This window comes from Leifsonia sp. NCR5, assembly GCF_002105485.1.
GTDB lineage: Bacteria > Actinomycetota > Actinomycetes > Actinomycetales > Microbacteriaceae > Leifsonia.
On record NZ_NCSR01000014.1, the window covers coordinates 1 to 26,204 of the forward strand.

The 26,204-nt window shown below is 68.5% G+C and carries 27 protein-coding genes; 20 read left to right on the top strand and 7 right to left on the bottom strand.

The window, feature by feature from the left end; translation table 11 throughout:
* The 4 genes from B7438_RS12550 to secA all read left to right on the top strand — a co-directional run.
* Window positions 1–800, top strand: an 800-nt coding sequence (locus tag B7438_RS12550) for an LpqB family beta-propeller domain-containing protein (RefSeq protein ID WP_256922017.1), incomplete at its 5' end; no start/stop codon positions are given.
* 117 nt (window positions 801–917) lie between these two features.
* Window positions 918–1,628 carry a ComF family protein gene (locus B7438_RS12555; protein ID WP_085369943.1) on the top strand — a complete coding sequence of 237 codons (711 nt, stop codon included), beginning with the start codon at window positions 918–920 and terminating at the stop codon, window positions 1,626–1,628.
* 149 nt (window positions 1,629–1,777) lie between these two features.
* The gene (gene hpf / locus B7438_RS12560; protein ID WP_085369944.1) at window positions 1,778–2,482 is read left to right on the top strand and encodes a ribosome hibernation-promoting factor, HPF/YfiA family; all 705 of its coding nucleotides are present in this window, start codon (window positions 1,778–1,780) and stop codon (window positions 2,480–2,482) included.
* Window positions 2,483–2,721: 239 nt separating this feature from the next.
* Window positions 2,722–5,529: a preprotein translocase subunit SecA gene (gene secA / locus B7438_RS12565; RefSeq protein ID WP_085369945.1), complete on the top strand. Its 2,808-nt coding sequence runs from the start codon at window positions 2,722–2,724 to the stop codon at window positions 5,527–5,529.
* Between the two features lie 68 nt (window positions 5,530–5,597).
* Here secA and B7438_RS12570 read toward each other — a convergent pair whose 3' ends face one another.
* Window positions 5,598–6,149, bottom strand: a complete 552-nt coding sequence (locus B7438_RS12570) for an Rv3235 family protein (RefSeq protein ID WP_085369946.1) — start codon at window positions 6,147–6,149, stop codon at window positions 5,598–5,600.
* Window positions 6,150–6,340: 191 nt separating this feature from the next.
* On the opposite strand from B7438_RS12570, the gene B7438_RS12575 reads away from it, so the two are divergent.
* Both B7438_RS12575 and B7438_RS12580 read left to right on the top strand, forming a co-directional pair.
* The gene (locus B7438_RS12575; RefSeq protein ID WP_085369947.1) at window positions 6,341–7,834 is read left to right on the top strand and encodes a sensor histidine kinase; all 1,494 of its coding nucleotides are present in this window, start codon (window positions 6,341–6,343) and stop codon (window positions 7,832–7,834) included.
* A gap of 185 nt (window positions 7,835–8,019) precedes the next feature.
* The gene (locus B7438_RS12580; RefSeq protein ID WP_210724024.1) at window positions 8,020–8,385 is read left to right on the top strand and encodes a hypothetical protein; all 366 of its coding nucleotides are present in this window, start codon (window positions 8,020–8,022) and stop codon (window positions 8,383–8,385) included.
* Between the two features lie 7 nt (window positions 8,386–8,392).
* Here B7438_RS12580 and B7438_RS12585 read toward each other — a convergent pair whose 3' ends face one another.
* Window positions 8,393–8,959 carry an Lrp/AsnC family transcriptional regulator gene (locus B7438_RS12585; RefSeq protein ID WP_085369948.1) on the bottom strand — a complete coding sequence of 189 codons (567 nt, stop codon included), beginning with the start codon at window positions 8,957–8,959 and terminating at the stop codon, window positions 8,393–8,395.
* Between the two features lie 174 nt (window positions 8,960–9,133).
* Between B7438_RS12585 and B7438_RS12590 the strand changes: the two genes are divergently transcribed.
* From B7438_RS12590 to B7438_RS12610, 5 genes are read left to right on the top strand one after another with little or no spacing between them, the layout of a single operon-like run.
* Window positions 9,134–10,705, top strand: coding sequence for an ABC transporter substrate-binding protein (locus B7438_RS12590; protein WP_210724025.1), 1,572 nt, complete (start codon window positions 9,134–9,136; stop codon window positions 10,703–10,705).
* Window positions 10,689–11,768, top strand: a complete 1,080-nt coding sequence (locus tag B7438_RS12595) for an ABC transporter permease (protein ID WP_179150810.1) — start codon at window positions 10,689–10,691, stop codon at window positions 11,766–11,768. Before B7438_RS12590 ends, B7438_RS12595 begins: the two co-directional genes overlap by 17 nt.
* On the top strand, window positions 11,765–12,655 hold the full coding sequence (locus tag B7438_RS12600; RefSeq protein WP_085369950.1) for an ABC transporter permease: 891 nt from the start codon (window positions 11,765–11,767) through the stop codon (window positions 12,653–12,655). The genes B7438_RS12595 and B7438_RS12600 overlap by 4 nt, the downstream gene beginning before the upstream one ends.
* On the top strand, window positions 12,652–13,446 hold the full coding sequence (locus B7438_RS12605) for an ABC transporter ATP-binding protein (protein WP_247597316.1): 795 nt from the start codon (window positions 12,652–12,654) through the stop codon (window positions 13,444–13,446). Before B7438_RS12600 ends, B7438_RS12605 begins: the two co-directional genes overlap by 4 nt.
* Complete coding sequence (locus B7438_RS12610) at window positions 13,443–14,219, top strand: ABC transporter ATP-binding protein (protein ID WP_085369951.1); 777 nt, start codon at window positions 13,443–13,445, stop codon at window positions 14,217–14,219. The genes B7438_RS12605 and B7438_RS12610 overlap by 4 nt, the downstream gene beginning before the upstream one ends.
* Before the next feature lie 371 nt (window positions 14,220–14,590).
* Here B7438_RS12610 and B7438_RS12615 read toward each other — a convergent pair whose 3' ends face one another.
* A complete protein-coding gene (locus B7438_RS12615) occupies window positions 14,591–14,839 on the bottom strand; it encodes a WhiB family transcriptional regulator (RefSeq protein ID WP_055890939.1) in 249 nt (82 codons plus the stop codon).
* A gap of 292 nt (window positions 14,840–15,131) precedes the next feature.
* Here B7438_RS12615 and B7438_RS12620 point away from each other — a divergent pair, with 292 nt between their 5' ends.
* The 7 genes from B7438_RS12620 (at window position 15,132) to B7438_RS12650 (ending at window position 21,425) form a co-directional block, all read left to right on the top strand.
* On the top strand, window positions 15,132–15,548 hold the full coding sequence (locus B7438_RS12620; RefSeq protein WP_085369952.1) for a hypothetical protein: 417 nt from the start codon (window positions 15,132–15,134) through the stop codon (window positions 15,546–15,548).
* A gap of 36 nt (window positions 15,549–15,584) precedes the next feature.
* On the top strand, window positions 15,585–16,340 hold the full coding sequence (locus B7438_RS12625) for a DUF1684 domain-containing protein (protein ID WP_085369953.1): 756 nt from the start codon (window positions 15,585–15,587) through the stop codon (window positions 16,338–16,340).
* A 94-nt stretch (window positions 16,341–16,434) separates the two neighbouring features.
* The gene (locus B7438_RS12630; protein ID WP_085369954.1) at window positions 16,435–17,931 is read left to right on the top strand and encodes an ABC transporter substrate-binding protein; all 1,497 of its coding nucleotides are present in this window, start codon (window positions 16,435–16,437) and stop codon (window positions 17,929–17,931) included.
* 74 nt (window positions 17,932–18,005) lie between these two features.
* Entirely contained in the window at window positions 18,006–18,968 is a 963-nt protein-coding gene (locus tag B7438_RS12635; protein ID WP_085369955.1) for an ABC transporter permease, read from the top strand.
* Window positions 18,965–19,849, top strand: a complete 885-nt coding sequence (locus B7438_RS12640; protein WP_085369956.1) for an ABC transporter permease — start codon at window positions 18,965–18,967, stop codon at window positions 19,847–19,849. Before B7438_RS12635 ends, B7438_RS12640 begins: the two co-directional genes overlap by 4 nt.
* Entirely contained in the window at window positions 19,846–20,664 is an 819-nt protein-coding gene (locus B7438_RS12645) for an ABC transporter ATP-binding protein (protein ID WP_085369957.1), read from the top strand. The genes B7438_RS12640 and B7438_RS12645 overlap by 4 nt, the downstream gene beginning before the upstream one ends.
* Window positions 20,661–21,425, top strand: a complete 765-nt coding sequence (locus B7438_RS12650) for an ABC transporter ATP-binding protein (protein ID WP_085369958.1) — start codon at window positions 20,661–20,663, stop codon at window positions 21,423–21,425. The genes B7438_RS12645 and B7438_RS12650 overlap by 4 nt, the downstream gene beginning before the upstream one ends.
* Window positions 21,426–21,543: 118 nt before the next feature.
* Here the strand turns inward: B7438_RS12650 and B7438_RS12655 are convergent, their stop codons facing one another.
* From B7438_RS12655 to aroA, 4 genes are all read right to left on the bottom strand, one after another.
* Window positions 21,544–22,170, bottom strand: a complete 627-nt coding sequence (locus B7438_RS12655; RefSeq protein WP_085369959.1) for an acetate uptake transporter family protein — start codon at window positions 22,168–22,170, stop codon at window positions 21,544–21,546.
* Between the two features lie 85 nt (window positions 22,171–22,255).
* Window positions 22,256–22,729, bottom strand: coding sequence for a thioredoxin-dependent thiol peroxidase (gene bcp, locus B7438_RS12660; RefSeq protein WP_085369960.1), 474 nt, complete (start codon window positions 22,727–22,729; stop codon window positions 22,256–22,258).
* 58 nt (window positions 22,730–22,787) lie between these two features.
* Window positions 22,788–23,846 carry a ribosome small subunit-dependent GTPase A gene (rsgA, locus tag B7438_RS12665; protein ID WP_085369961.1) on the bottom strand — a complete coding sequence of 353 codons (1,059 nt, stop codon included), beginning with the start codon at window positions 23,844–23,846 and terminating at the stop codon, window positions 22,788–22,790.
* 13 nt (window positions 23,847–23,859) lie between these two features.
* Entirely contained in the window at window positions 23,860–25,227 is a 1,368-nt protein-coding gene (gene aroA, locus B7438_RS12670) for a 3-phosphoshikimate 1-carboxyvinyltransferase (protein WP_085369962.1), read from the bottom strand.
* 114 nt (window positions 25,228–25,341) lie between these two features.
* On the opposite strand from aroA, the gene B7438_RS12675 reads away from it, so the two are divergent.
* Both B7438_RS12675 and B7438_RS12680 read left to right on the top strand, forming a co-directional pair.
* A complete protein-coding gene (locus B7438_RS12675; RefSeq protein WP_247597317.1) occupies window positions 25,342–25,935 on the top strand; it encodes a sigma-70 family RNA polymerase sigma factor in 594 nt (197 codons plus the stop codon).
* Window positions 25,932–26,174, top strand: a complete 243-nt coding sequence (locus B7438_RS12680; protein ID WP_085369963.1) for a zf-HC2 domain-containing protein — start codon at window positions 25,932–25,934, stop codon at window positions 26,172–26,174. Before B7438_RS12675 ends, B7438_RS12680 begins: the two co-directional genes overlap by 4 nt.
* Window positions 26,175–26,204 lie beyond the last annotated feature (30 nt).

A 26,204-nucleotide genomic window follows, 5' to 3' on the forward strand; every position in this document is an offset into this window, starting at 1 on the left:
CGCCCACCCAGGACCCGCCCGTCGACTCGCACCCCATCGTCTACCGCCAGAACACCTTCGGCCTGCTGAGCGGGTCGAGCGTTACCGAGCTGAGCGGGATCAGCGACAAGATCGTCGCCCTGCAGCCCACCGCCGTCGCCCTGAACGCGGCACGGGACGAGGCGGCCGTGCTGTCCCACGGAGCGGCGTACGTCGTGCGCAAGAGCGCTGAGCCCGCAAAAGTGGATGTGCGCCCCGGCCTGATCGCGCCCGCCATCGACACGAGCGGCTGGGTCTGGTCGGTGCCGCAGGGCAGCCCGGGCGCGCTGCAGGCGTACAGCCAGGACGGGCAGGCGCATCCGGTGAAGACCGCGTGGCCGTCTGCGTCCGCGATCGAGTCGCTCGCGGTGTCCCGCGACGGAACGCGCGTGGTCGCGCTGCTCGCGAACGGCGCGCAGACGCTCCTGGTCGCTGCGGGCATCGTCCGCGGTGAGGCAGGGGTGCCGACAGCCCTCACCGAGCCGATCGAACTGGCCGTCGGCCAGGGGACCCCGCGCTCCGTGGCCTGGACCGGCGAGCTGACGGTCGCCGTGCTCAGCGACCTGAGCGGCGACGCGACGTCGATCTCCGAGCAGACCATCGGCGGCACCTCCACCACGACCGCGGGCCCGGGTGGAGGCATGACGATCGTCGGAGCAGGCGGCCTCGCCCGCTACCTGGTGCTCACCTCCGACGGCTCGCTGCAAGCCCCGACGGGCACAGGCTGGCAGGCGCAGACCGACAAGGTCGGCGCCGTCGCGGTGCAGCTCGGCCAGCCGTGACCCTGCTGCGCTGAGAGCGGCGCAGCTGTTCTCTCCACAGGCCAGGTAGTTCGGCGCGTTCTCCACCGATTCCCACCGCCCGGTCCGCCGCGACCTCCCGCACGGGATGCTCGAACCATGACACCGACCACCCTGATCCGAGACTCCCTCCTCGACGCGGCCGCCGTGCTGCTCCCCGTGCGCTGCAGCGGCTGCGGCCGCCCAGACCGCGCCGTCTGCGCGAACTGCACGCGCGCCATGCGGCCAGGACCGATCGCACCGGACACCTTCGACCCTCCGGTGTTCGCAGCGCTCGACTACGACGGCGTGACCAGGCGCGTGCTGCTCGCCTTCAAAGACGGAGGGCGAACCGACGCGGCGCCCGTGCTCGCCGGAGCTTTGCGGGCGGCCATCATGGCAGCCCTTCCTCAGCTGCGACCGGATGCGCCTCCCGTGCGTCTCCGCCCTGATGCACCGCGCGCCGTCCTCCCCGTCGTCATCCCGTCGACCCGCGCCGCCTTCCGCCGCAGGGGATACCATCCGACGGCGATGCTCCTGCGCCGGTCGCGCATCCTGTCGCCCCCGTTGTGGCGCGCGCTGCGGCTCACCAGGCAGACCCACGACCAGGTCGGCCTCACCGCCCGCCAGCGTGCAGGCAACCGGGAGGGCAGCCTCGCCGCGTCCCCGCGGCTGCGGGGGAGGGACTGCCTGATCGTCGACGACATCGTCACCACGGGTTCCACCGTGCGGGAGGCGGCACGTGCCGTCGCCGCTGCCGGAGGCAGGATCGTCGTCGCCGTAGCAGTCGCGCGGACGCCGCTGCGAGGGGGCACGCCGCGGTTGTCCTGACGCACGGGGACCGCTCGGGAAACCTTCGGCAGATAGAGCACTTCTCCCTGTTCACTTCCGAGGCGGACGGCACTACGGTGGTCGAAAAGGTGTGGATGACCCGCCCTTCGTGATCCGGGCGGACGGCACGCCGGAACAGGGAGGTCTCCATGGACATCAACATCATCGGACGCAACCTGGGAATCACCGATCGTTTCCGTGAATACGCGACTGAGAAGGCGGAAAAGGTCTCGCACCTCGCCGAACGCGCGATCTCTTTCGAGATCAAAGTCAGCCGTCACAACGAGAAGGTCGGCACCCAGAACGGCGATGATCGCGTCGAACTGACACTCGTCGGCCCCAAGGCCGTCGTGAGGTCGGAAGCGACCGGGACCGACAAGTACGCGGCGTTCGACATCGCCCTCGGAAAGCTCCTGGAACGGGTGCGCAGGGCGAAGGACCGTCGCAAGGTGCATCGCGGCCAGCACAGGCCGACGTCGCTCCGAGAGGCGAGCACGGACGGCTTCAGCGCCGTCGGACTCGCAGCGGCCCCCGTCGCAGTACTCGATCAGGTGAGGACGGGCAGCGTTCCCGTCGTCTCCGATGATGCGGAAGGAGCGGAGGAGGCGGAGGACGATTACAGCCCCGTCGTCATCCGCAAGAAGGTGTTCGCCTCCGTCCCCATGACCGTCGACGACGCTCTGTACTACATGGAGCTCGTCGGCCACGATTTCTACCTCTTCATCGACCAGGAGAACCAGCGCCCGAGCGTCGTCTACCGCCGCAAAGGCTGGGACTACGGCGTGATCGCCCTGGACGACGAGGCGGAGGAACTGCAGGAGGTCGCGACCGCGAGCCGCAAGCTCGGAGGCTGACCGGCATCCGGTCTCGGTGACACCGGCTTTGTGACACCGGAACAGCGCCGATGGTGGCGGCCCAGGCGGCCGTCACCATCGGCGCCCCGCTTTCCGGAGCGCCCTCACAGGAACTACCCGCCGAACCCAACGGCGAAACAAGTACGATATGTCTAGCGTCGGCCACGGCCGGCGGTTCGACGTGCGCCCGACTGGGCGACAGGCGACATCAGCCTGAACAAACAAAGTGGAGTGCATACGTGGCCTCAGTATTGGAAAGGGTCCTCCGAGTCGGCGAGGGCCGTACCCTCCGTCGCCTGGAGGCGTACGCCAAAGCGGTGAACGCGCTCGAGGACGACTTCAGCGAACTCACCGACGAAGAGCTCATGCACGAGACCGTCGAACTGCGGGAGCGATACAGCAACGGCGAGTCTCTCGACGACCTGCTGCCCGAGGCCTTCGCCGCGGTGCGCGAGGCCGCGAAGCGCACCCTCGGGATGCGTCACTTCGACGTGCAGATCATGGGCGGCGCCGCCCTGCACCTCGGCAACATCGCCGAGATGAAGACCGGTGAGGGCAAGACCCTCGTCGCCACGACGGCCGCGTACCTCAACGCGATCGCCAGCCGCGGCGTGCACGTCATCACGGTCAACGACTACCTCGCCAGCTACCAGTCCGAGCTGATGGGCCGCGTGTTCCGCGCGCTCGGCATGAGCACCGGCGTGATCCTCGCAGGCCAGACGCCGGAGGAGCGCCGCGAGCAGTACGCGGCAGACATCACGTACGGCACCAACAACGAGTTCGGCTTCGACTACCTGCGCGACAACATGGCGTGGCAGGCGAGCGACATGGTCCAGCGCGGCCACTTCTTCGCGATCGTCGACGAGGTCGACTCCATCCTCATCGACGAGGCCCGCACCCCGCTGATCATCTCCGGTCCGTCCTCCGGTGAGGCGAACCGCTGGTTCAACGAGTTCGCCAACCTCGCCAAGCGTCTCGAGCCGGAGGTCGACTTCGAGATCGACGAGAAGAAGCGCACCGTCGGCGTGCTCGAACCCGGAATCGAGAAGGTCGAGGACTACCTCGGCATCGACAACCTCTACGAGTCGGCCAACACGCCCCTCATCTCCTTCCTCAACAACGCGATCAAGGCGAACGCCCTGTTCAAGCGCGACAAGGACTACGTCGTGATGAACGGCGAGGTGCTGATCGTCGACGAGCACACCGGCCGCATCCTGATGGGTCGCCGATACAACGAGGGCATCCACCAGGCCATCGAGGCGAAGGAGGGTGTCGAGGTCAAGGCCGAGAACCAGACCCTCGCCACGGTCACCCTGCAGAACTACTTCCGCCTCTACAAGAAGCTGTCCGGCATGACCGGAACGGCCGAGACGGAGGCCGCCGAGTTCATGAGCACGTACAAGCTCGGCGTCGTCCCCATCCCGACGAACAAGCCGATGCAGCGCATCGACCAGTCCGACCTCGTCTACAAGAACGAGCAGGCGAAGTTCGCCCAGGTGGTCGAAGACATCGCGGAGCGCCACGAGAAGGGCCAGCCGGTCCTCGTCGGAACGACCAGCGTCGAGAAGAGCGAATACCTCTCCCGCCTGCTCGCCAAGAAGGGCGTGCGGCACGAGGTGCTCAACGCCAAGAACCACGCGCGAGAGGCCGCGATCGTCGCGCAGGCCGGACGCCTCGGCGCCGTCACCGTCGCCACCAACATGGCCGGTCGTGGAACAGACATCATGCTCGGCGGCAACGCCGAGTTCATCGCCGTCGCCGAGATGAACGCCCGCGGCCTGTCGCCCGTCGACACCCCGGAGGAGTACGAGGCGGCCTGGGATGAGGTCTTCAACTCCGTCAAGGAGAAGGTCCAGACCGAGGCGGACAAGGTCGTCGCGGCGGGCGGGCTCTACGTGCTCGGCACGGAGCGCCACGAGTCGCGCCGCATCGACAACCAGCTGCGCGGTCGTTCCGGCCGTCAGGGCGACCCGGGCGAGAGCCGCTTCTACCTGTCGCTGACCGACGACCTGATGCGCCTGTTCAACGCGGGAGCAGCCGAATCGCTGATGGGCAGAGGAAACGTCCCCGACGACCTCGCCATCGAGTCGAAGGTGGTCAGCAGGGCCATCCGCAGCGCCCAGTCGCAGGTGGAGGCCCGCAACGCGGAGATCCGAAAGAACGTCCTCAAGTACGACGACGTCCTCAACCGCCAGCGCGAGGCGATCTACGGCGACCGCCGTCGCATCCTCGAGGGCGACGACCTGCACGAGCGCACGCAGCAGTTCCTCACCGAGGTGATCGACGACATCCTCGACCAGCACACGGGCGAGGGCAACGGCGACGACTGGGACTTCGACGCCCTGTGGGCCGAGCTGAAGACGCTCTACCCGGTGGGCGTGACGATCGACGAGGTCATCACCGAGGCGGGCAACAAGGGCAAGATCAACCGCGACTTCATGCGCCGCGAGATCCTGTCGGATGCGCGGATCGCCTACAAGAAGCGCGAGGAGTCGCTCGGTTCGCCCGCAATGCGCGAACTGGAGCGCCGCGTCGTCCTCTCGGTGATCGACCGCCGCTGGCGCGACCACCTCTACGAGATGGACTACCTGAAGGACGGCATCGGCCTGCGCGCGATGGCCCAGCGCGACCCGCTGGTCGAGTACCAGCGCGAGGGCTACGCGATGTTCCAGCAGATGATGGGCTCGATCCGCGAGGAGACGGTCGGCTTCCTGTTCAACCTGGAGGTGGAGGTCAACGAGGCTCCCGGCGAGGTCGAGGCGCCGAGCGTGGCCGCCAAGGGCCTCGGCCGCGGCGACGACGACGCCCCGCTCAGCTACTCCGCTCCGAGCGACGCCGGCGGCGTCGAGGTCCGCAACCAGCGCGGCCAGATCGAGCAGAGCGCCACCGCCCGCGCCCAGCGTGCGCAGGCGCAGCTGAACGAGGCATCGGCGCCCCCCGCACAGGGCGGCACCCAGCGTGGAGCCTTCGGCCAGCGCGTCTCCGACAGCGACGACGCCGCGCCCGCCAACCGCGCAGAGCGCCGCGCCCAGGGCAAGAAGCGCTGACCAGCGCCTGACCGACCACGAATGGCCGCCCCGCCCGGGGCGGCCATTCGCGTCTCCGGCTGGTGATTTCACAGCACTGTCATCGCGCTCGCCCTCCAGCGCGAGCCGACCACGTCGAGGCGCATGGCGACGGCGCGCGTGCGGTTGGGCTGGTGCACGAGCACGACCGCCTCGATCACGCCGTCGCGGGGCGTCGCTATGTACGGCTCGCCGACCCAGAGGCGCGGGCGCTGGACCGGGTTGCCCGCGATCTTCCTGGTGCGCTCCGAGATGGTGGTGCGTCGCAGCAGATGCACGAAGACCGAGTCGCTCACCCAGCGGCTGAGCTGGTCGATGTTCCTCGCTCCGGCCAGGACCTCGATGACGCGCAGAGCGAGGTTGGCTGCGAGAGGCGCCGGATCGGGCAGCCCGTCCGCGCGCGGGACGGCTGGAAGCTCCGCGACGGCCCGGAACGGCGCAGCCCCACCCTCGGGCCCCCGGCCCCGTCCACGCGCCTCCTGAGCCGCTTCAGGCGCAGCCACCGCATCCACCCCCTGCCGCGCCCGGAGGCGCATCCCGGCCCGTTCGCGGAGGGCGGTCGGGCTGGTGCGGTCGTCGTGGTGGTTGAGAACGGTGGTCACAGGAGTTTTCCCCTCGTCGTGGCCGCGGCTGTGCGGCGACTTGCTTCGGTGCTGGCAGCGGGAAGCCTCTCCTCGCTCCGGCCGCCGCGTGAGTGTCACTCAAGCAGGCGCGTCTACGGGGAGTCCAGGGCTCTAACACAGGCTGTGGATAACATCCGTGATCGTGTCGGGGGACTGCCTAGACTAGGTGCGTGTCGACGCTCAGTGATCTTGTGCATGCCCATACCCGTTCCTCGGAGGAGGACGTCGATTGGCTGCACGGCCTCGTCGGGGACTGGCAGCTCCTCGCCGATCTGGCCTTCGCCGACATCGTGCTGTGGGTGCCGACCACCGATGACGATTTCGTCGCCGTCGCGCACGCGCGCCCGTCGAGCGCCGCGACCCTGTTCTACCGTGACTTCGTCGGCCAGCGGATCAAGCCGGAGTGGCGGCAGCAAGTCACGGATGCGTTCCAGACCAAGCAGATCATCGACACCAACGCGCCGGACTGGTTCGAGGAGACGCCCACCAGGGTGCTCGCCGTCCCGGTCATCCGGCGGCTGAGCGTCAACTCTCCGGAGACCGCCGAGCAGCCTGTCGCCGTCATCACGCGGCACTCCAACCTCAGCGAGGCGCGCACCCCCGGCCGTCAGGAACTCACGTTCAACGCGTGCGCCAACGACCTCTTCAACATGATCGCCACCGGCGACTTCCCCGACCTGGGGGCGCCGAGCGGTCCAAGGCGTGGAGCGCCCCGCGCCTCCGACGGCCTCATCAGGCTCGACGTGGACGGGATCACCACCTTCGCCAGCCCGAACGCCCTCAGCGCCTTCAACAGGATGGGCTTCACCGAGGAGCTGGAGGGCGAGTCCCTCGCCACCGTCACAACCCGGCTGTTGTCCGGCCGGATGACCGTCGACGAGTCCCTCCCGCTCGTCGTCACCGGGCGGGCACCGTGGCGCACCGACATCGAGGCGCGCGGCGTCACCGTGTCGCTCAGGGCCATCCCGATCCGCAACAGGGGGGAGCGCGTCGGCGCGATCGTCCTCTGCCGCGACGTGTCCGAGCTGCGGCACCAGGAGCGCGAGCTCATCACCAAGGATGCGACCATCCGGGAGATCCACCACCGGGTGAAGAACAACCTGCAGACCGTCGCGTCGCTGCTGCGTATCCAGGCCCGCCGCACGCACTCGGAGGAGGCCAGGGAGGCCCTCAACCAGGCGATGCGCCGGGTGGCGGCCATCGCCGTCGTTCACGACACTCTCTCCACCGGGCTCAACCAGATCGTCGACTTCGACGACGTGTTCGCACGGGTGCTGCTGCTGGTGGCCGAGGTCGCGTCGAGCCACAACACGACCGTGCACCCGAAGTCGTCCGGCAGCTTCGGTTCGCTGCCGAGCGAGTACGCGACGCCGCTCGCCCTCGCACTCACCGAGCTCGTCACCAACGCCGTCGAGCACGGGCTCGCGGGTCGCGAGGGTGAGGTGGAGATCATCGCCGACCGCTCGGAGGACTCGCTCACGGTCAAGGTGGTCGACAACGGCTCCGGGCTGCCGGAGGGCAAGGTGGGCAGCGGGCTCGGCACGCAGATCGTGCGCACGCTCATCCAGGGCGAGCTGGGCGGCACGATCGACTGGCACACGATGATGGGGCAGGGCACAGAGGTGACCATCGAGGTGCCGCTGCGCTACCTCACGAAGTCATAACGTCCGGTCGTTCGCACCTACCGCAGCCATCTGTAGCGGTGAAAACGTGGTTCGGGACGAATCGTTCCGCGCAAACGGCGTTTCGTAACACAAATGCCGCGCAACAGGCTCCGGATGCGCGCCCGCTGGACGGATCGCATCCCGGTTTGACATCCCCCAGGGCAACGGGGGCAGAATGGTCCGCCGTGACCGCCTCCGCCAAGAACACCCGCGCATCCGCTCCCCTCGACGGCAAGTACTTCGACATGATCTCGTCGACGTCGAGTGTGGTGGCCGAGGATGCTCCCACGCGTTTCCTCTACCGTGAGGACTCCGGGGTGCTGTGGGGCGAGTACGTCGGCGACACCGTCGCGGTGGGCCGCTTCGTCGGGCGCAGGGAGGACGACGTGCTGCACATCTCGTTCGTGCACCACGGCATCGACGGCAGTACGGCGCAGGGGAGTGCCACGTCGACGCTCTCCACCGACGACGACGGCCGGCTGATCCTCACCGAGGAGTTCGCGACCCCGGATGGCGCGCAGCACGTCTCCGTGTGCCGCGAGGTGGCATAGCCTCAGCTCACCGCCGTCTGCGCGGATCGGCCGTCGCCCGCTCCGCCCGCTGGTCGCTGGTGCGGACGAACCGGGTCATGCCATAGCGCTCGCCCGAGGTCTGCAGTGCGTCGGAGGCGACCCTGGGCATCCGGAGCGACACCCTCGTCGCCTGCTCGTCCATGAGGAACACCGTGACCGTCGCCTTGATCGACGGCCACTGCGCGAGCCGGGTGGCCACAAGGTTGTGGATGGCGGAGACGCCGCTGGCGCGGACGAGCAGCATCGCGTCGTGCTCGCCGGTCATCACGGTGAAGTATTCGAGTTCCGGCAGGGTCTCCAGCCTGCTGCGGAAGTCGGCCCACTGGCTCTGCCGGAGGGTGACGAAGACCAGTGCTGAGACGCTCAGGCCGACGGCGGCCGGGTCGATGTCGGCGTGCACCCCGCGGATCACGCCGTTCTTCACGAGAGCCTCGTAGCGGGCGTACGCGTTGGAGCGCGAGATGCCGAGTTCTTCGGCCAGGGCGGCGATGGAGGTGCGGCCATCCTCTCGCAGAAGTTCCAGCATCCGGATATGCGTCTCGTCGAGTTCCATGCGCCCTCACATTCGTCCTCCGAGCGGGCGAAATGGCCCGCGTGATGGAGATAATATGCCGTCGAGGGCAGAAGCGCAGCACATTCGTCCGAGATTTCTGCGCAAAGTTGACACACATTCATGGATGACAGTAATTTCACACCTAACCTTCCAACCAAGTCAAAGGGGTCATCCGTGTCCCATTCCCTGCGTCGCGCCGGCCTCGTCGGCATCGCAGTCGCCAGCGCGCTCGTCCTGAGCGCCTGCGGCGGCACCTCCAACAACGCGTCATCGTCTGGCGGAAAGTCGATCGTGGTCGACGCTTCGTTCGACCTGAAGACCGCAGACCCGAACCGCGAGTACGAGACGACCGGCGGCATGGTCGCCCACGCTCTCTACCAGACACTCCTCACCTTCGACGGCAGCGATGTCTCGAAGCCGGTCGACGGTCTCGCCAGCTACACCATGTCGGCCGACAACAAGGTGCTCACCCTCACCATGAAGGGCGACTCCACATTCTCGGACGGCTCGAAAGTGACCGTCGACGACGCCGTGTTCTCGCTGCAGCGCGTGCTCGGCATCAAGGGCAACCCGTCCTTCCTGCTCGACGGCATCACCGTGGCGAAGACCTCGGACACCACGCTGACTCTCACATCGGCAGAGCCGAACCCCGCTCTCCCGTACATCCTTCCCAACCCGGCGCTCGGCGTCGTGAACCAGAAGGTCGTCGAGAAGAACGGCGGATCGGCGACCGCAGACGACAAGGCGGAGTCCTTCCTCAACAAGACGTCGGCAGGCTCCGGCCCGTACATGCTCGAGTCGTTCGACGCCGCCTCCCAGGTGGTGCTGAAGAAGAACCCGAAGTACAGCGGCAAGGCTCCGGCATACGACCGCGTCGTGCTGCGCAACGTGCAGGGACCGACCCAGAAGCTGAACGTGGAGGCGGGCGACTCGCAGATCGCACTCGACCTGAACCCCGACCAGGTCGCGGCCATCGACGCCTCCAAGGTCAACGTCATCTCGGCGGCGTCGCGATACACGATCTTCCTCCTGCTCAATCAGGACAAGGCCGTCGACCCGTTCACCAGCAACCCGGACTTCCTCGACGCCGTCAAGAAGGGGATCGACTACGACAAGATCCTCGACCTGGCAGGCAAGGGGTCCGAGCGGCCGGGCGGCGTCATCCCGTCGATCTTCATCGGCGCGCTGAAGGCGTCGGACGGCAACCAGTTCGACCTCAGCGGCGCGAAGGCGGCGCTCGCGAAGTCCGGATACAGCGGACAGACGGTCAAGCTGAACTTCCCGAACGACATCACCGTGCAGGGCCTGTCGCTGCAGTCGGTCGCCGAGTCCATCCAGGCTCAGCTCAAGACCGTCGGCATCACCGTCCAACTCGCCCCCGCGCCCGTCGCCACCGAGCTGGATGCGTACCGCAACGGCAAGGAGCCGATGGGACTCTGGTACTGGGGCCCGGACTTCCCGGACCCCTCGAACTACCTGGCGTTCACCCCCGGTGAACTGGTCGGCCTCCGCGCCGGCTGGACGGCGGATGCCGACCCGACCGTGAGCGACCTGGCAGCGAAGGCCAAGGCCGCGACCGGCACGGAGGAGCGCACCGCCGCCTACCAGGCGCTGCAGAAGGCGCAGAACGCCTCAGGGCCGTTCATCCCGCTGCTGCAGCCTGCGCAGAACGTGGTGACCGCGAAGTCCATCACGTCCCTGTCGCTCAACCCGCTCTGGACGATCGACTTTGCGGGCATCAAGTAAGACGCCTCCGGGCGAACGCGAGAGGAACGCGCCGGCGGGGATCCCCCCGCTGGCGCGTTACCTCGCGATCCGGCTCGGCATCACCGTCCTGCTCCTCTTCGGAGTCACGCTCGTCACGTTCACGCTGACCAACCTCGTCCCGGCCGACCCCGTGCAGGCGGCCCTCGGCGAGCAGGCGGCCGCCGACCCGGCGATCGTGCAGCAGTTCCGCGAGGCGCAGGGACTCGACAGGCCGCTGCCGGTGCAGTACCTCACCTACCTCGGTCACGTGCTCCAGGGCAACCTCGGCACGTCCACCCAGACGCACAACGCCGTCGCCTCCGACCTGTCGCGGGCGTTCCCCGCCACGATCGAGCTGGCGGTGACCGCGATCGTCATCTCGATCGTCCTGGGCATCGGCCTCGGCCTGATCGCCGCCCTCAAGCGGCGCACGTTCTGGGATCAGCTCATCCGCGTCATCAGCCTCATCGGCGTCTCGATGCCCGCGTTCTGGCTGGCGCTGGTCGTCTACTTCGTCTTCTTCTACCAGCTGCACCTGTTCCCCGGGTCCGGCCGGCTGGCACCGACGGCGATCGCGCCCCCGCAGGTCACGGGCCTCTATACCGTGGATGCGCTGCTCGCCGGCGACCTGCCGACGTTCTGGGATGCGGTCTACCACCTCATCCTTCCCGCCTCCGTGCTCGCGCTGTACACGATCGGCCTGCTGACCAGGTTCGCGCGCTCCGCCGTGCTCGAAGTCCTGGACCTCGACTACGTGCGTGCCGCCAGGGCCAAGGGCCTCCCCGCGCACACCGTGGTGTTCCGCTACGTGCTGCGCGGCTCGCTCGTGCCGATCATCACCGTAGTCGGCCTGGCGTTCGGCTCCCTGCTCTCGGGCACCGTGCTCGTCGAGAAGATCTACTCCTGGCACGGGCTCGGCGAGTACGCGTTCTCCGCGGCGACCAAGCTCGACCTCCCCGCCATCATGGGCGTCGGCCTCGTGGTCGGCTTCGTCTACATCGGGCTCAATCTGGTGGTCGACATCGCGTACGGTCTGATCGACCCGAGAGTGAGGACGGCATGACCCAGGACGTTCTCTCCCGCGGGCTGCGCCGCCCGTTCCGCGCCAGGCTCAACGTGCCGCGCGCGATGCGGACGCCGCTCGCCGTCACCGGCGGCGCGATCGTGGTGGTGTGGCTGCTGGTCGCGATCCTCGCACCGTGGATCGCGCCGTACGACCCTCTCGCCCAGAGCTTCACCAAGCTGCTCGCCCCGAACCCGGTCAACTGGTTCGGCACCGACGAGGTGGGGAGGGATGTGCTCTCCCGCGTCATCGCCGGCGCGCGCGTCTCCATCCTGCTCGCGCTGCTGCTGGTGGCGTCGTCGCTGGTGATCGGCTCGATCCTCGGGGCCGTCGCCGGATACATCGGCAAGGCGGCCGACGAGATCATCATGCGCATCGCCGACCTGGTGTTCGCGTTTCCGACGATCATCCTCGCGATGGTGATCGCCGCATCCCTCGGCCCGAGCCTGACCAACGCGGTGATCGCGATGCTGATCGTGTCGTGGCCCGCATACGCCCGCGTCACCCGTTCGCTGGTGCTGGGGGCGCGCACGAGCGAGTACGTGATCGCGGGACGACTGCTGGGCAACAGCCCGGTGGTGTCGCTGTCGAAGGACATCCTGCCCAACATCATCGCGCCGGTGTTCGTGCTGGCGACCCTGGATGTGGGCACGGCGATCCTGCTGCTGTCCGGCCTGTCGTTCCTCGGCCTCGGCGCCGTGCCGCCGACGCCGGACTGGGGCGCGATGGTCTCGTCCGGCGTCCTCAACTTCTCGTCCTGGTGGATCGCCGTGTTCCCTGGGCTCGCGATCCTCTCCGTGGTGCTCGCGTTCAACTTCCTCGGGGACGCCCTGCGCGACTCCCTGGATCCGCGCACGGCTGAGAGCGTTCAGGGGAGGGCACTGTGAGCGGGTTGAGCATCCGGAACCTGACGATGTCGATCGGGTCAGGGGAGCGTGCGAAGCACATCCTGCGCGGCATCGACCTCGAGGTGCCCGCCGGCCGGATCACCGGGCTGGCCGGAGAGTCCGGGTCGGGCAAGACCATGACGGGGCTCGCGGCCCTCGGGCTGCTGCCCGCCGGATCGCAGACCGGCGGCACGATCGAATTCGAGGGGCGCAACCTGCTCGAACTGCGAGGGAGAGCGCTGAACGAGCTGCGCGGCTCGCGGGTCGCGATGGTGTTCCAGGATCCGACAGCGAGCCTGCACCCGATGCTCACGATCGAGGGGCAGCTCACCGACCACCTCAGAGCGCACCGCAAGATATCCAAGAAGGAGGCCATTGCGCGCGCCATCGACACGCTCGAACTGGTGAAGGTGCCCGACCCGGCCGGGGCGCTGAAGAAGTACCCGCACCAGTTCTCCGGAGGCCAGCTGCAGCGCATCGCCATCGCGATGGCGATCATCTGCGGGCCGTCCGTGCTGGTCGCCGACGAGCCGACGACCGCGCTCGACGTGACCGTGCAGGCGGGCATCCTGCGGCTGCTGCGCACCCTGTGCGACGAGCTCGACCTCGCCGTGCTGCTCGTCACGCACGACCTCGGCGTGATGTCGGCGCTGGCGGACACCATCGCGGTGATGCGCAACGGAGAGATCGTCGAGCACGGCGACCGGTTCCAGATCATCACGGACCCGCAGAACGAATACACGCGCGCGCTCATCGACGCGCTGCCCAGCACCGACAGGGATGCATCATGAGCCTGCTCGACATCGAGGACCTCGTCGTCACGTACAAGCAGCCGGGGCGCGGACGGCTGACCGCTGTCGACGGCGTCAGCCTGCGCCTCGACAAACGCCAGGTGCTCGGCCTCGTCGGTGAATCGGGATGCGGGAAGTCGACGATCGCCCGCGCGGTCTGCGGCCTCGAGCCCGTGCAGCACGGCAGCATCCACTTCGAGGGCGAGCCGGTGCGCAGGCTCGGGCTGCGGAAGCGGGACAAGGCGCAGCTGCGCATCCAGATGGTGTTCCAGAATCCGTATGCGTCGCTCAACCCGCGGAGGACCATCGCGAGCCAGCTGACCGACGGCCTGCGCATCAACCCGGACCGGTCGGCCTGGACGGTCGCGTCGCTGCTCGAAGCCGTCGAACTGGATGCGTCGGCCGCGACCAAGCACCCGCACGCGTTCTCGGGCGGCCAGCGTCAGCGGATCGCCATCGCGCGTGCCATCGCCACCGGACCGGACCTGCTGATCGGCGACGAGCCGATCGCGTCGCTCGACGCCTCGCTGCAGGCGCGCGTGGCCGGGATGATGCGCACCCTGGCGATCGAGACGGGCGCCGCCCTGCTGTTCATCAGCCACGACCTCGCCATCGTGCGCGAGATCGCCGACGACGTCGCGGTGATGAGCGCCGGGCGCATCGTCGAGCGCGGCCCGGTCGCCGAGGTCTGGAACAACCCGCAGGCGAGCTACACGCGCCGCCTGCTCGCCGCCATCCCGAAGGTCGACGGTCTCGGCCAGCTGCCCGGCTGACCCGCGCCTCTCGGTCCCGGTTTCTCCGCTCAAGCGGACATCCGGTCGTGGGTGCGCGGCTTCTCCGCTCAAGCGGACATCTCCACGGCGCGTCGGCCCGATTTTCCGCCGTTGCGCGTCATCCGCCCGAACTCCGTTCGAGCGGAGTTCGCGCCCGCCACGCCGTCGCGGACTCCGTTCGTGCGGAGTTTCGGGGCAGGGATGTCCGGTTCTCCGTTCGTGCGGAGTCTGGGGAGGTGGCGCCCTGTTCTCCGTTCGTGCGGAGGGTCTACGACTGCTCGCGCGCGTTAAACACGAAAGCCGAGGCCGCTCCCTCGAATGCTAGGTGTGCGAGGGAGCGCCTCGGCGGGGCGCCTCGTGCTGTGGCGGGTCTAGGAGGCCCGGCGTGCGCGGGCGGCGCGGCGCTTGAGCGCGCGGCGCTCGTCTTCGGAGAGGCCACCCCAGACGCCGGAGTCCTGTCCGGTCTCGAGGGCGTACTGGAGGCAGATCTCGGTCACGGTGCAGCGGGCGCACACGGACTTCGCCTTGTCGATCTGGTCGACGGCGGGCCCGGTGTTGCCGACGGGGAAGAAAAGCTCGGGGTCCGCTGTGAGGCAGGCAGCTTTGTCGCGCCAGTCCATGAAGATGTGCTCCTTGTTTGCTGATTGTTCCCCGGCCGCTACGGCCTAGGATGCATGGTAAGCAGTCGAGCTACAGGGTGAATGATCCGTGGGGGATAGACCTGCCCACGACCCTGTGAGCGCTAACTCGACCTCGAATATGCTCCCATAGCGCATAATCCGAATCAATAGTTTTGTATGAGATAACGCTGTGAACACAAGCGAGAAATGAATGAGTGCTAGAGTTCCGCCCCCCGATGGGGACCAGTCCGACCGTTCCACCGACCCCCGTCCCGACCGTCAGGGCGACCCTGTGAGCGCGGCCTCCGACGTCCACTGGCGGCCCCCACTGCTGGTCGCGCTCGCCGTCCTGCTCTTCCTGGAGGCGCTGCTCGTCGCCGGGGCGGCGGTGTGGCTGCTCGTCGAACTGCTCACGGTCACGCCGGAGTCGTTCACGACGGCTGTCGCCATCCTGGTGCTCGTGGTCATCGCGGCCATCTGGGTGGTCGCGACCGCGATCGGAGCGCTCAGGGCGCAGAACTGGACGCGTGCGTCGGCGGTGACCATCCAGATCCTGCAGGTCGCGGTCGCCGTCGGTTCCTTCCAGGGCCTCTACGCACGTCCCGACCTCGGCTGGGCGCTGCTCGTCCCCGCGCTCGTCGGCATCGTCCTCGCCGTCTCGCCGCAGGTGGTCAAGGCCACGACGCGCAACACTGTGCAACACGAATAGGGCCGATGCGGGAACAAGTCGCAGACTCTGATGGTTATGGCAGACATCGTGACTGAAACATCCATCGCTCCGCTCGCCTCCTCATCCACCATCGACGAAGCCCGCGCCGGCCACCAGGCGTGGCGCGAATGGCGTCTCGCCTCCGTCGTCGCGGCGACAGGGAACCTCAGCCTCATCGAGACCCGCTGGCTTGCCGAGGGCGACACGACGACCACTCAGGATGCGCTGGCCGGGCGCCCGGACACCGTCACGGCCACCGAGCTCAGCCGCACCAACCTGGAGACGGGGCAGCCGGAGCGCGGCATCCGCCTCTGGGACGCGAATTCGCCCGCGATCCAGGCGTTCGAGACCATCACGGCGTTCCCGTTCAACCCGGAGTGGGTCATCGAGGCCACCTTCACGCCGGTCGACGGCGCCCGCACGGTCCCGTTCGAGCACATCCGCGACAACGGAGGCACCCGCGACCTCGTCGTCCCGGGCGACATCACCTTCAGCAAAGACGGCGTCGAATACTCGCTGAGCGCGTTCGACGACGACGGAACGCTGCTGCTCGTCTTCGGCGACCCGACCAATGGCGCGGAGGGCGACGACGGCACGTACGGTTCCGGCCGCTTCCTGTTCGTGCAGCACGACGGCGACAAGGCCGTCCTCGACTTCAACCGCGCGTTCGTGCCCCCGTGCGGTTTCTCGGACCAGTACAACTGTCCGCTCCCGCCGCGCAACAACCGTTTCGCCGTCCCGGTCGACGCCGGCGAGAAGGTCGTCGTGTTCCGCGACGGCTTCGCGCACTAGCGGCGGCGCACGGCACCCGCGGTTGCGCGCGGTACGCGCAGCGCGCACCACAGCTTCACAGCACAGCATCCCAACCCCCACCAGGAGAACTCCGTTGAGAAAGAAATCCCTTCTCGTCGTGCTCGCCACGGCCGTCGCCACCACTCTGGCTCTGGCCGGATGCTCGGGCGGCTCGTCGTCGTCGAGCGGCGCAGACGCATCCATCGCCATCGGCTCGCTGTATGAGCCCGTCAACCTCGACAACACCGCCGGCGGCGGCCAGGGTGTCACCGAGGCGCTGAACGGCAACGTCTACGAGGGCCTGTTCAAGCTCACGGACGACGGCAAGGTCGAGCCCCTGCTCGCCACGAAGTACACGATGAGCGACGACGGCCTCACGTACACGTTCACCCTGCGCGACGGCGTGAAGTTCCACTCCGGCAAGGCGCTCACCAGCGCAGACGTCAAGAGCAGCATCGAGCGGGTGACCGCCGCCGACTCGCAGTCCGCCCGCAAGTCGCAGCTCGCCGTGATCTCCGGCATCGCGACCCCGGACGACAAGACCGTCGTCATCTCGCTGAAGTCACGCTCGATCTCGCTGCCGTACAACCTCAGCTACATCTGGATCTACGGCCCGGGCACCAAGAACTACAAGACCGCGGAGGACGGCACCGGCCCGTACACGCTCGGCACCTGGAAGCGCGGGAGCTCGCTGAGCCTCGAGCGCTCGGCCGGCTACTGGGGTGACAAGGCGAAGAACAAGGAGGTCGTCTTCGACTACTTCACCGACGCCACCGCCCTCTCCAACTCTCTGGTGACCAACCAGGTGGACGTGGTCACCAGCATCCAGAGCCCGGATGCGCTGACCCAGTTCGACGGCAACAAGGACTACACGATCTCCAACGGCAAGTCCACGACGAAGGAGCTGCTGGCCTTCAACGACAAGGTCGCCCCGTTCGACAAGGTCGAGGTGCGCAAGGCCGTCTACTCGGCGATCGACACGAAGAAGCTGCTGAGCTCCATCTGGGGCAAGTACGGCACGCTGATCGGCTCGATGGTCCCGCCGAGCGACCCCTGGTACGAAGACCTCACGAAGGTGAACCCGTACGACGTGACGCTGGCCAAGAAGGAGCTGGCGGCCGCCGGTCTTCCGAACGGCTTCACGTTCACGCTCGACACCCCGACCTACGACCCGCACCCCGCCGTCGCCGAGTTCCTGAAGAGCGAGCTCGCCAAGGTCGGCATCACGGTGAACATCAACTCCATCTCGGCCGACGAGTGGTACACGAAGGTGTTCAAGAACCACGACTTCGCCGCCACCCTGCAGGAGCACGTCAACGACCGCGACGTGGTCTGGTACGGCAACCCGGACTTCTACTGGGGCTACAACAACCCGCAGGTGACCAAGTGGGTCGACGAGGCCGAGCAGGCGACCAGCACCGCTGACCAGACCGCGAAGCTGAAGCTCGTCAACGAGCAGATCGCGAAGGACGCCGCCAGCGCCTGGCTGTACCTCTACCCGCAGATCGTGGTCGCGTCGAGCGACCTCAGCGGGTACCCGGTCAACGGGCTGAACTCCCAGTTCTACGCATACGACATCGTCAAGAAGTAGACAGGGGCGAGTTATCCACCGGATGCTCGGGGGGCCGGTCGCCGGCTCCCCGAGCATTTACTCTTGAGAACGTCATGGCCGTCTATCTTCTGCGTCGCTTCGCCTTCCTGGTGGTGTCGCTGCTGCTTGCCATGGTGGTCCTCTTCCTGCTGCTGAGGGTGCTGCCGGGAGACCCGTCCAACGCACTGCTGTCCGTGAACGCCACTCCGGAGCAGATCAAGGCCGCGCAGGAGCAGGTGGGCAGCGACCAGCCGCTGCTGCAGCAGTTCTTCTCCTGGTTCGGCCAGATGCTCACGCTCGATCTGGGGGAGTCGTTCGTCTCCTCGCTGCCGGTCGGCCCGGAGATCGCCTCCCGGCTGGCGGTGACCATCCCGCTCACGCTCATCTCGTTCGTGATCGCGCTGGCACTCGCGCTCGTGATCGGGTTCGTCGCTGCCTGGAAGTCGGACACCTGGTACGGCGTCGCCCTGTCCGCCATCTCGCAACTCGGGATCGCCGTGCCCGTCTTCTGGGTCGGCATCCTGCTGGTGAGCGCCTTCTCGATCAATCTGCGGTGGTTCCCATCCGGCGGCTTCCCGCGCGACGACTGGGCCGACCCGGGCGCAGCCCTCACGTCGCTCGCCCTCCCGGTGATCACGATCGCCGTGGTGATGAGCGCATCCATCGCCCGGTATGTGCGCAGCGCCACCCTGGATGTGATCGGCAGCGACTACCTCCGCAACTCGCGCGCCCTCGGGTCGAGCTTCGGCCAGGCCATGAGGAGGCACGGGCTGCGCAACGGCGCTGTGCCCGTCATCTCCATCCTGGGCATCGAGCTGGCGACGACCTTCCTCGGCGCCGTGGTGGTGGAGAGCGTGTTCACGCTGCCCGGGCTCGGGAGCATGCTGCTGCGCGCGATCCAGCAGCACGACTACCCGAACATCCAGGGCATCCTGTTCGTGAGCACCCTGGCGGTGCTGCTGATCGGCTTCGCGGCCGACCTGGTGCAGCGTCTCGTCGACCCGCGTCTGCGGCAGAGCATCTCGGGCAACCGATGAGCGCCATCGTCGACCAGGCCGCTGGACACGCGGGAGAGACAGGGCAGCAGCCGCCGGCTCGGGTGCGCAGGCGCCGGTCCGCGTCGCTCAGCATCGGCGCCGTGCTGGTGGGCATCGTCGTCGTGGTCGCCGTCGTCTCGTTCTTCTGGCTGCCGTACGCGCCGAGCGACACGGCGGGCGGCCGGCTCGAGCATCCGGATGCTGCGCACTGGCTCGGCACGGACAAGCTCGGCCGCGACCTGCTCTCGCAGCTGATGGTGGGCGCGCGCATCGCGCTGGCGGTGGGTGTCGGCTCCGTCGCCATCGGGGCGCTCATCGGCATCACGCTCGGATTGCTCGCCGCATTCGCCACCACCTGGCTCGACGACACGATCTCGGCAGCGCTCGACATCCTGATCGCGTTCCCGACGCTGCTGCTCGCGATGCTGATCGTGGCGGCGCAGGGCGCATCGCTCGGCACGGCCATTCTCGCGATCGGCCTGGCGATGTCCGCCGTGGTCGCCCGGCTCACCCGCGTGCTCGCCAAACGTGTGCTCTCGATGCAGTACGTCACGGCGGCCCGCACGTCCGGCACGACCTGGCTGGGCATCGTCGGCAAGCACATCCTGCCCAACATCTGGCCGACGCTCAGCGTGAACCTCGCGCTGCAGTTCGGCGTCGCCGTGCTGGCGGAGGCGAGCCTGTCGTACCTCGGGCTCGGCGCCCCGCCGCCGAACGCGTCGTGGGGCCGGCTGCTTCAGGAGGCCCAGGGAACGGTGGCGACGGCACCTGTCGGTGCGATCGCGCCCGGTGTGGCCCTCGTGGTGCTGGTGATCGGCGTCAATCTCGTCGCCGACGGGCTCCGCGACGTCGCAGACCCCACGAGGAGGCGATCCCGATGAGCGATTCCACCGAACGGGATGCGGAGATGCTGCTCGACGTGCGCGGGCTCGGCGTGACCTCGGCGTCCGGCGCACCGCTCGTGCGCGACGTGACGTTCAGCGTCGCGGCGGGGGAGCGGCTGAGCCTGATCGGCGAGTCCGGCTCCGGCAAGTCGCTCACGTCGTTCGCCGTCACCGGGCTGCTGCCGGCCGGGCTCGTCGCATCCGGGAGCGCCGTGCTCGGCGGCGTGGAGGTGGTCGGTGCGAAGGAGCGCGATCTGGTCGCGCTGCGCGGACGCGTCGCGTCCGTGGTCTTCCAGGAGCCGCTCACCGCCCTCGACCCGCTGATGCGCCTCGGCAAGCAGGTCGCGGAACCCCTGCGTCGCCACCTCGGGCTCCGCGGAGACGCGCTGCACCGCGCCGTGCTCGACGCGCTCGCCGAGGTGCGGCTGCCGGAGCCGGAGCGGATCGCCCGCGCGTACCCGCACGAGATCTCCGGCGGTCAGCGGCAGCGCGTCGCCATCGCAGCCGCCCTCGCCTGCCGCCCGCAGCTGCTCATCGCGGACGAGCCGACGACCGCGCTCGACGTGACGGTGCAGGCGGAGATCCTGTCGCTTATCGACGCCATCGTGGCCGAGCGCGGCATGGCGCTGGTGTTCGTGAGCCACGATCTCGCCGTCGTCTCCCGGATGACGGAGCGCGCGCTCGTCCTCCGGGCCGGCCGGGTGGTCGAGGAGGGCAGCATCCAGCGGCTCCTCACGGCCCCCAGCGACCCGTACACGATCGAACTCGTCGCCAGCGCACGCGAACTCGACAGAGCCCTGGAGGTGTCGTGAGCGCCATCCTGGAGCTTCGTGAGGCCGGTTTCCGCTATCGGCGCGCATCCACTGCCGCGCTGGACGCCGTCTCGCTCGCCGTCGAGCCCGGCCGCAACGTCGGCCTGGTCGGAGAGTCCGGCGCAGGCAAGACCACCGCGCTGTCCCTGCTGCTCGGGCTGACCAGCCCGACGAGCGGCGAGCTCCTGTTCGACGGAACGCCTCTCGACCGCCGCGACAGGGCCAGGATGCGCGAGTTCCGCCGCAGCGTCCAGACGGTGTTCCAAGACCCGTACTCGTCGCTCGACCCCCGGCAGAGCGTCGGCCGCATCATCGCCGAGCCGCTGACCAGCCTGAAGGTCGCCTCCGGTCAGGATGCGCGCGACAGGGTGGCCGAGGCGCTCACGGCCGTCGGCCTGCCGGTGGATGCCGCTGCGCGCTTCCCGCACGAGTTCTCCGGCGGCCAGCGGCAGCGCATCGCCATCGCGCGCGCCGTGGTCTCCCGGCCGAGGGTGCTGCTCGCCGACGAGCCGGTGAGCGCGCTCGACGTGACGACGCGCATCCAGATCATCGACCTGCTCGGCGAACTGAGCAGGCGGGAGGGCATGACCGTCGTCATGGTCTCGCACGACCTCGGCGTGGTCGCGTCGCTGTGCGACCAGACGGTCGTGCTGCGCGGAGGCCGCGTGGTCGAGCAGGGTGCCACGACCGAGGTGCTCGGCCGCCCGCAGGACCCGTACACCCAGCGCCTGCTCGCCTCGGTGCCGCGACTGCCCGTCTAGCTTCGGCGTGTAGGTCCGGTCGCCGCGCGCGGGAGCGCGACGCGCCACACGGTGCACACGAGCGCGCGACGGCCGGAGCGAGGGGACGGGCCGGGGAGGACGGGCAGGGCAGGATTGCTCAGGCGCGCGGCCACACCGGGAGCACATCGCGCTTCCAGGTGGCATTGGTGACGCCCGCCCAGGAGGTGTAGAGAGCCGTGAGGCCGGTGACGAGGCCCAGCCACCCTCCGAGCCGCGTGGCGGCCTCCGCGCCGGCGAGGTCGCCGATGGTGAGCGCGGCGAACGTGATGGTGAGGAGCACGAAGACCGCGAGCGTCGCCCCGTTGGTCTTCGCCGCGGCGACAGTCATCAAGGCGGTGAAGAGCGTCCAGCCCAGCAGGTAGACACCGACACCGGCCGACCCGGCGCGCTCGGCGACGTCCGGGTTCGTCTGCAGCCACCAGAACGACAGCCAGAACGCCCCGTAGGCCGTGAACGCCGTGGCGCCGAACGTGTTGCCGCGCGCGAACTCCCAGAGCCCGGCGGCCGCCTGGGTCAGTCCGCCGAAGAATAGGGCCATGCTCACCGCCGCGGCGCCTGCCTCGTGAAGGATCCTGGCGTTGGCGAGGCTGAGCAGCAGCGTCGTGAGGGCGAACGCCGCGAGTCCGAGCGGTCCAGGATCGGCGATCTCGACGCGGGCGGGCTGCGGGGGTTCAGTCGCGGCCGACGGCGCGGTTCCCTGGTTCTGCTCTGCGATGCTGCTCATGGGACACTCCTTCGTGCGGGATGCGGCGGTGGACGCCGCATCCCGACTCTAGAGTGCTGGATCACACCCGTAAATATTTGTAATCTCAGTCAATGCCGAGCTTCTTGCGCAGCATCGCGACGTGGCCGGTGGCCTTCACGTTGTAGAGGGGGAGACGGACGGTGCCGTCCGGGTTCAGGACGAACGTCGAGCGGATGACGCCGGTGACGGTCTTGCCGTAGAGCTTCTTCTCCCCGTACGCGCCGTATGCCTGGTGCACGGCGAGGTCTTCGTCGCTCAGCAGCGGGAAGTTGAGGCCCTCCTGCTCCTGGAACTGCTTGTTCTTGGCCGGGGCGTCCTTGGAGATGCCGATGACCTGGTAGTCGGCGGACGCCAGAGAGTTGAGGTTGTCGCGGAAGTCGCAGGCCTCCGTGGTGCAGCCGGGGGTCATGGCCGCCGGGTAGAAGTACACGATCACGTTCTTGCCCGCGTAGTCGCCGAGCGAGACGGGCGCGCCGTCCTGGTCTGTGAGCGTGAACGCCGGGGCGGCGTCTCCCGCTTCGAGTCGCACATCAGTCATGGCTTCATTCTCGCGCACCAGTGGGCCGCGCGGGCGAATCGGGCTCGCTCAGAAGAACTCAGGCGAACGTCGCGAGCAGCCGCTGCAGCGAGTCCAGCCGCGCGCGCCCCGTCTCGCCGAGCGCTCCGGCTTCGACGGCCTCCACGATCGCGCAGTCCGGCGCATCCGGCAGGTGCGTGCATCCCCGCGGGCAATCCTCGGCGAGTTCGGCGAGGTCGGTGAACGACTTCAGGATGCTGTCGGTGTTGATGTGCCCGAGCCCGAAGGACCGCACGCCAGGGGTGTCGATGACCCAGCCGTGTCCTTCGGCGTTCTCCACCCGCAGCGACACGGTCGACGACGACGTGTGCCTGCCGCGGCCGGTCACCACGTTCACATGGCCCGTCGCGCGCATCGCGCCCGGCACGATCTCGTTGACCAGCGTCGACTTGCCGACGCCCGAGTGCCCGACCACCACCGTGTCGTGCCCCACCAGGGCGGCCTTGATCGCCTCCACCGGGATGTGGTCCTCCCTGCTCGTGAACACGGGCAGGTCGAGCCCGGCGAAGTTCTCCAGGAACGGCGCAGGGTCGGCGAGGTCGATCTTCGTGACGCAGAGCATCGGGGTGATGCCGGCGTCGTACGCGGCGACCAGATAGCGGTCCACCAGTCGGGTTCTCGGCTCAGGATTCGCGGCGGCCACGACGATGAGCATCTGGTCGGCGTTGGCGACGATCACCCGCTCGACCTCGTCCGTGTCGTCCGCGCTCCTCCGCAGCAGGGTGGTGCGCGGCTCGATGCGGACGATCCGGCCGAGCGTGCCGTCCTCGCCGGTCGTGTCCCCGACCACGGCGACGCGGTCGCCGGTCACGATGGCCTGCTTGCGCAGCTCGCTGGCGCGGGCCGCCGTCATCTGCCGTTCGTCCGGGGTGTCCTCGTCGAGGAGCACCGTGTACCTGCCGCGGTCGACGCCGAGCACCCGCGCGATCTGCGCATCCCCGTGCTCCGGCCTCGTCTTGGTGCGCGGCCGGTTGCCCTTCGGGTTGGGGCGGCTCCGGATGCTCGACTCGTCGAACTCGGAGTACGCCTCGTCGTCGTCATCGTCGTCGTCCCACCACGACCCGGTGTTCTCCGTCACGCTGCGTTCTCCGTCACGCTGGGGCGGTGCCTTCCTCGACCAGGCGAGCCCAGAGCTGCGTGAACTGGGGGAGGGTCTTCGCGGTCGTGGCGACGTTCTCGATCTCGACGCCGGGAACCACCAGGCCGATGATCGCGCCTGCCGTGGCCATCCGGTGGTCCTCGTAGCTGCGCCACACGCCGCCGGTCAGCGGACGCGGCTCGATGCGCAGGCCGTCCTCGAGCTCGGTGACCGCACCTCCGAGGCCGTTGATCTCGGCGACCAGCGCCGCCAGCCTGTCCGTCTCGTGGTGCCGGATGTGCCCGATGCCGGTGATCTCGCTCGGTCCGTCCGCCAGTGCGGCGATGGCGACCAGTGCGGGAGCGAGCTCTCCGCCCGTCGTCAGGTCGAGGGTGACACCCGGGATGCGGTCTCCGCCGGTCACCGTGAGACGGTCGCCGTCGCGGGTGACCGTCGCGCCGAACAGCGGGAGGAGGTCGGCCAGGTCTGCGCCGACCTGCGTCGTGTGCTCCGGCCATCCGGTGAACGTCACGGAGCCTCCGGTGACGACCGCCGCGGCCAGGAAGGGCGCCGCGTTGGAGAGGTCCGGCTCGATGTCGACGTCGCGGGCGCCGATCGTGCCAGGCGCGACGACCCAGCGGCCCACCTCGGGCGACTCGACCGTCACGCCGCGCGCCGCGAGCGTCTGAATGGTCATCTCGATGTGCGGAAGGCTCGGGAGGCGCTCGCCGGAGTGGGTGAGGTCGATGCCGTTCTCGAACCGGCTGGCGGAGAGCAGCAGCGCGCTGACGAACTGGCTGGACGACGATGCGTCGATCGTGATGGCGCCACCGGCGACCGTCCCCGTGCCGTGCACGGTGAACGGCAGGGAACCGCGGCCGTCGTCGTTGACGTCGACGCCGAGGTCGCGCAGCGAGGAGATGATCGACGACATCGGCCGGCCGCGGGCCGAGTCGTCCGCGTCGAACATGGTCGGCCCGAGCGCCAGACCGGCGATCGGGGGAACGAACCGCATGACGGTGCCCGCCTGGCCGCACTCGATCGTCGTGCTGCCGAGCAGCTCGTCGGCGGGCGTCACCAGGAGGTCGTCGCCGAACTCGCTCGCGCCCTTCTTCGCCTTGATGCCGACGCCGAGGGCGCGCAGCGCCTCGACCATGTTCTCGCTGTCGCGCGAGTGCAGAGGGGCGCGCAGCAGCGACGGCCCGTCCGCGAGAGCGGAGAGCACCAGCTCCCTCGCCGTCAGCGATTTGGAGCCGGGCAGCGACACGGATGCGGTGAGCGGACCGGTCGCGACGGGCGCCGGCCACAGCGTGTTCGGCTCGTCGGCACGGTTGTCGCCGTACGGATCGAACTCTGGCGCGGAATATTTCGAGATCAGCATCGTTGTCAAGGGTATCCGCGTTTTCGACCGAAGGAAGGAAAGTCTGTGACCCTCACGAGCGCCGTCCTGGACTCTCCGCGCGTGGATACACGCGCGGAACTAGACTTGCCCGTGATGACCACCGCAACTGACGACCTCGGTCCGCTCTTCGAAGAGCAGGCGCTGCAGTACATGGACCAGCTGTACGCAGCGGCTCTCCGCATGACCAGAAACCCTGCCGACGCGCAAGATCTGGTCCAGGAGACCTTCGTCAAGGCATACGCGGCGTTCAACCAGTTCCAGCAGGGCACCAACCTGAAGGCCTGGCTGTACCGCATCCTCACGAACACCTTCATCAACACCTACCGCAAGAAGCAGCGCGAGCCGTACCAGGGCACGATCGACGAGCTCGAGGACTGGCAGCTCGGCGGCGCGGAGTCGACCACCGCATCCACCAGCCGTTCGGCTGAGGCCGAGGCGATCGACCACCTGCCAGACAGTGCCGTCAAAGACGCGCTGCAGGCCATTCCGGAAGACTTCAGGATGGCCGTGTACTTCGCTGATGTCGAAGGCTTCTCCTATCAGGAGATCGCCGACATCATGAAGACCCCGATCGGCACCGTGATGAGCCGCCTGCACCGCGGCCGCCGGATGCTGAGGGAGCTTCTCACCGACTACGCGCACGAGCGGGGACTTTCCGCCGTGCAAACACCCAGGAGCACGAAATGACCGACTGCGGCTGCGACAAGGCCAAACAGGACCTCGAGGAATACCTGCGCAACGAACTCTGCAGCGAAGATGCTGCCGACATCCGCGAGCACCTCGCCACCTGCAATGGATGCGCTGACGAAGCGCACCTGAGCGTCGTCCTCACCGAGGTGGTGCAGCGGGCGTGCAAGGAGACGGCGCCGGAGACGCTGCGCGAGGAAGTGCTGCTGCGCATCCGGGGTTTCCAGGCCACCCACTGAGCGAGCCGGCACCGACCGGGGCGACGGCAG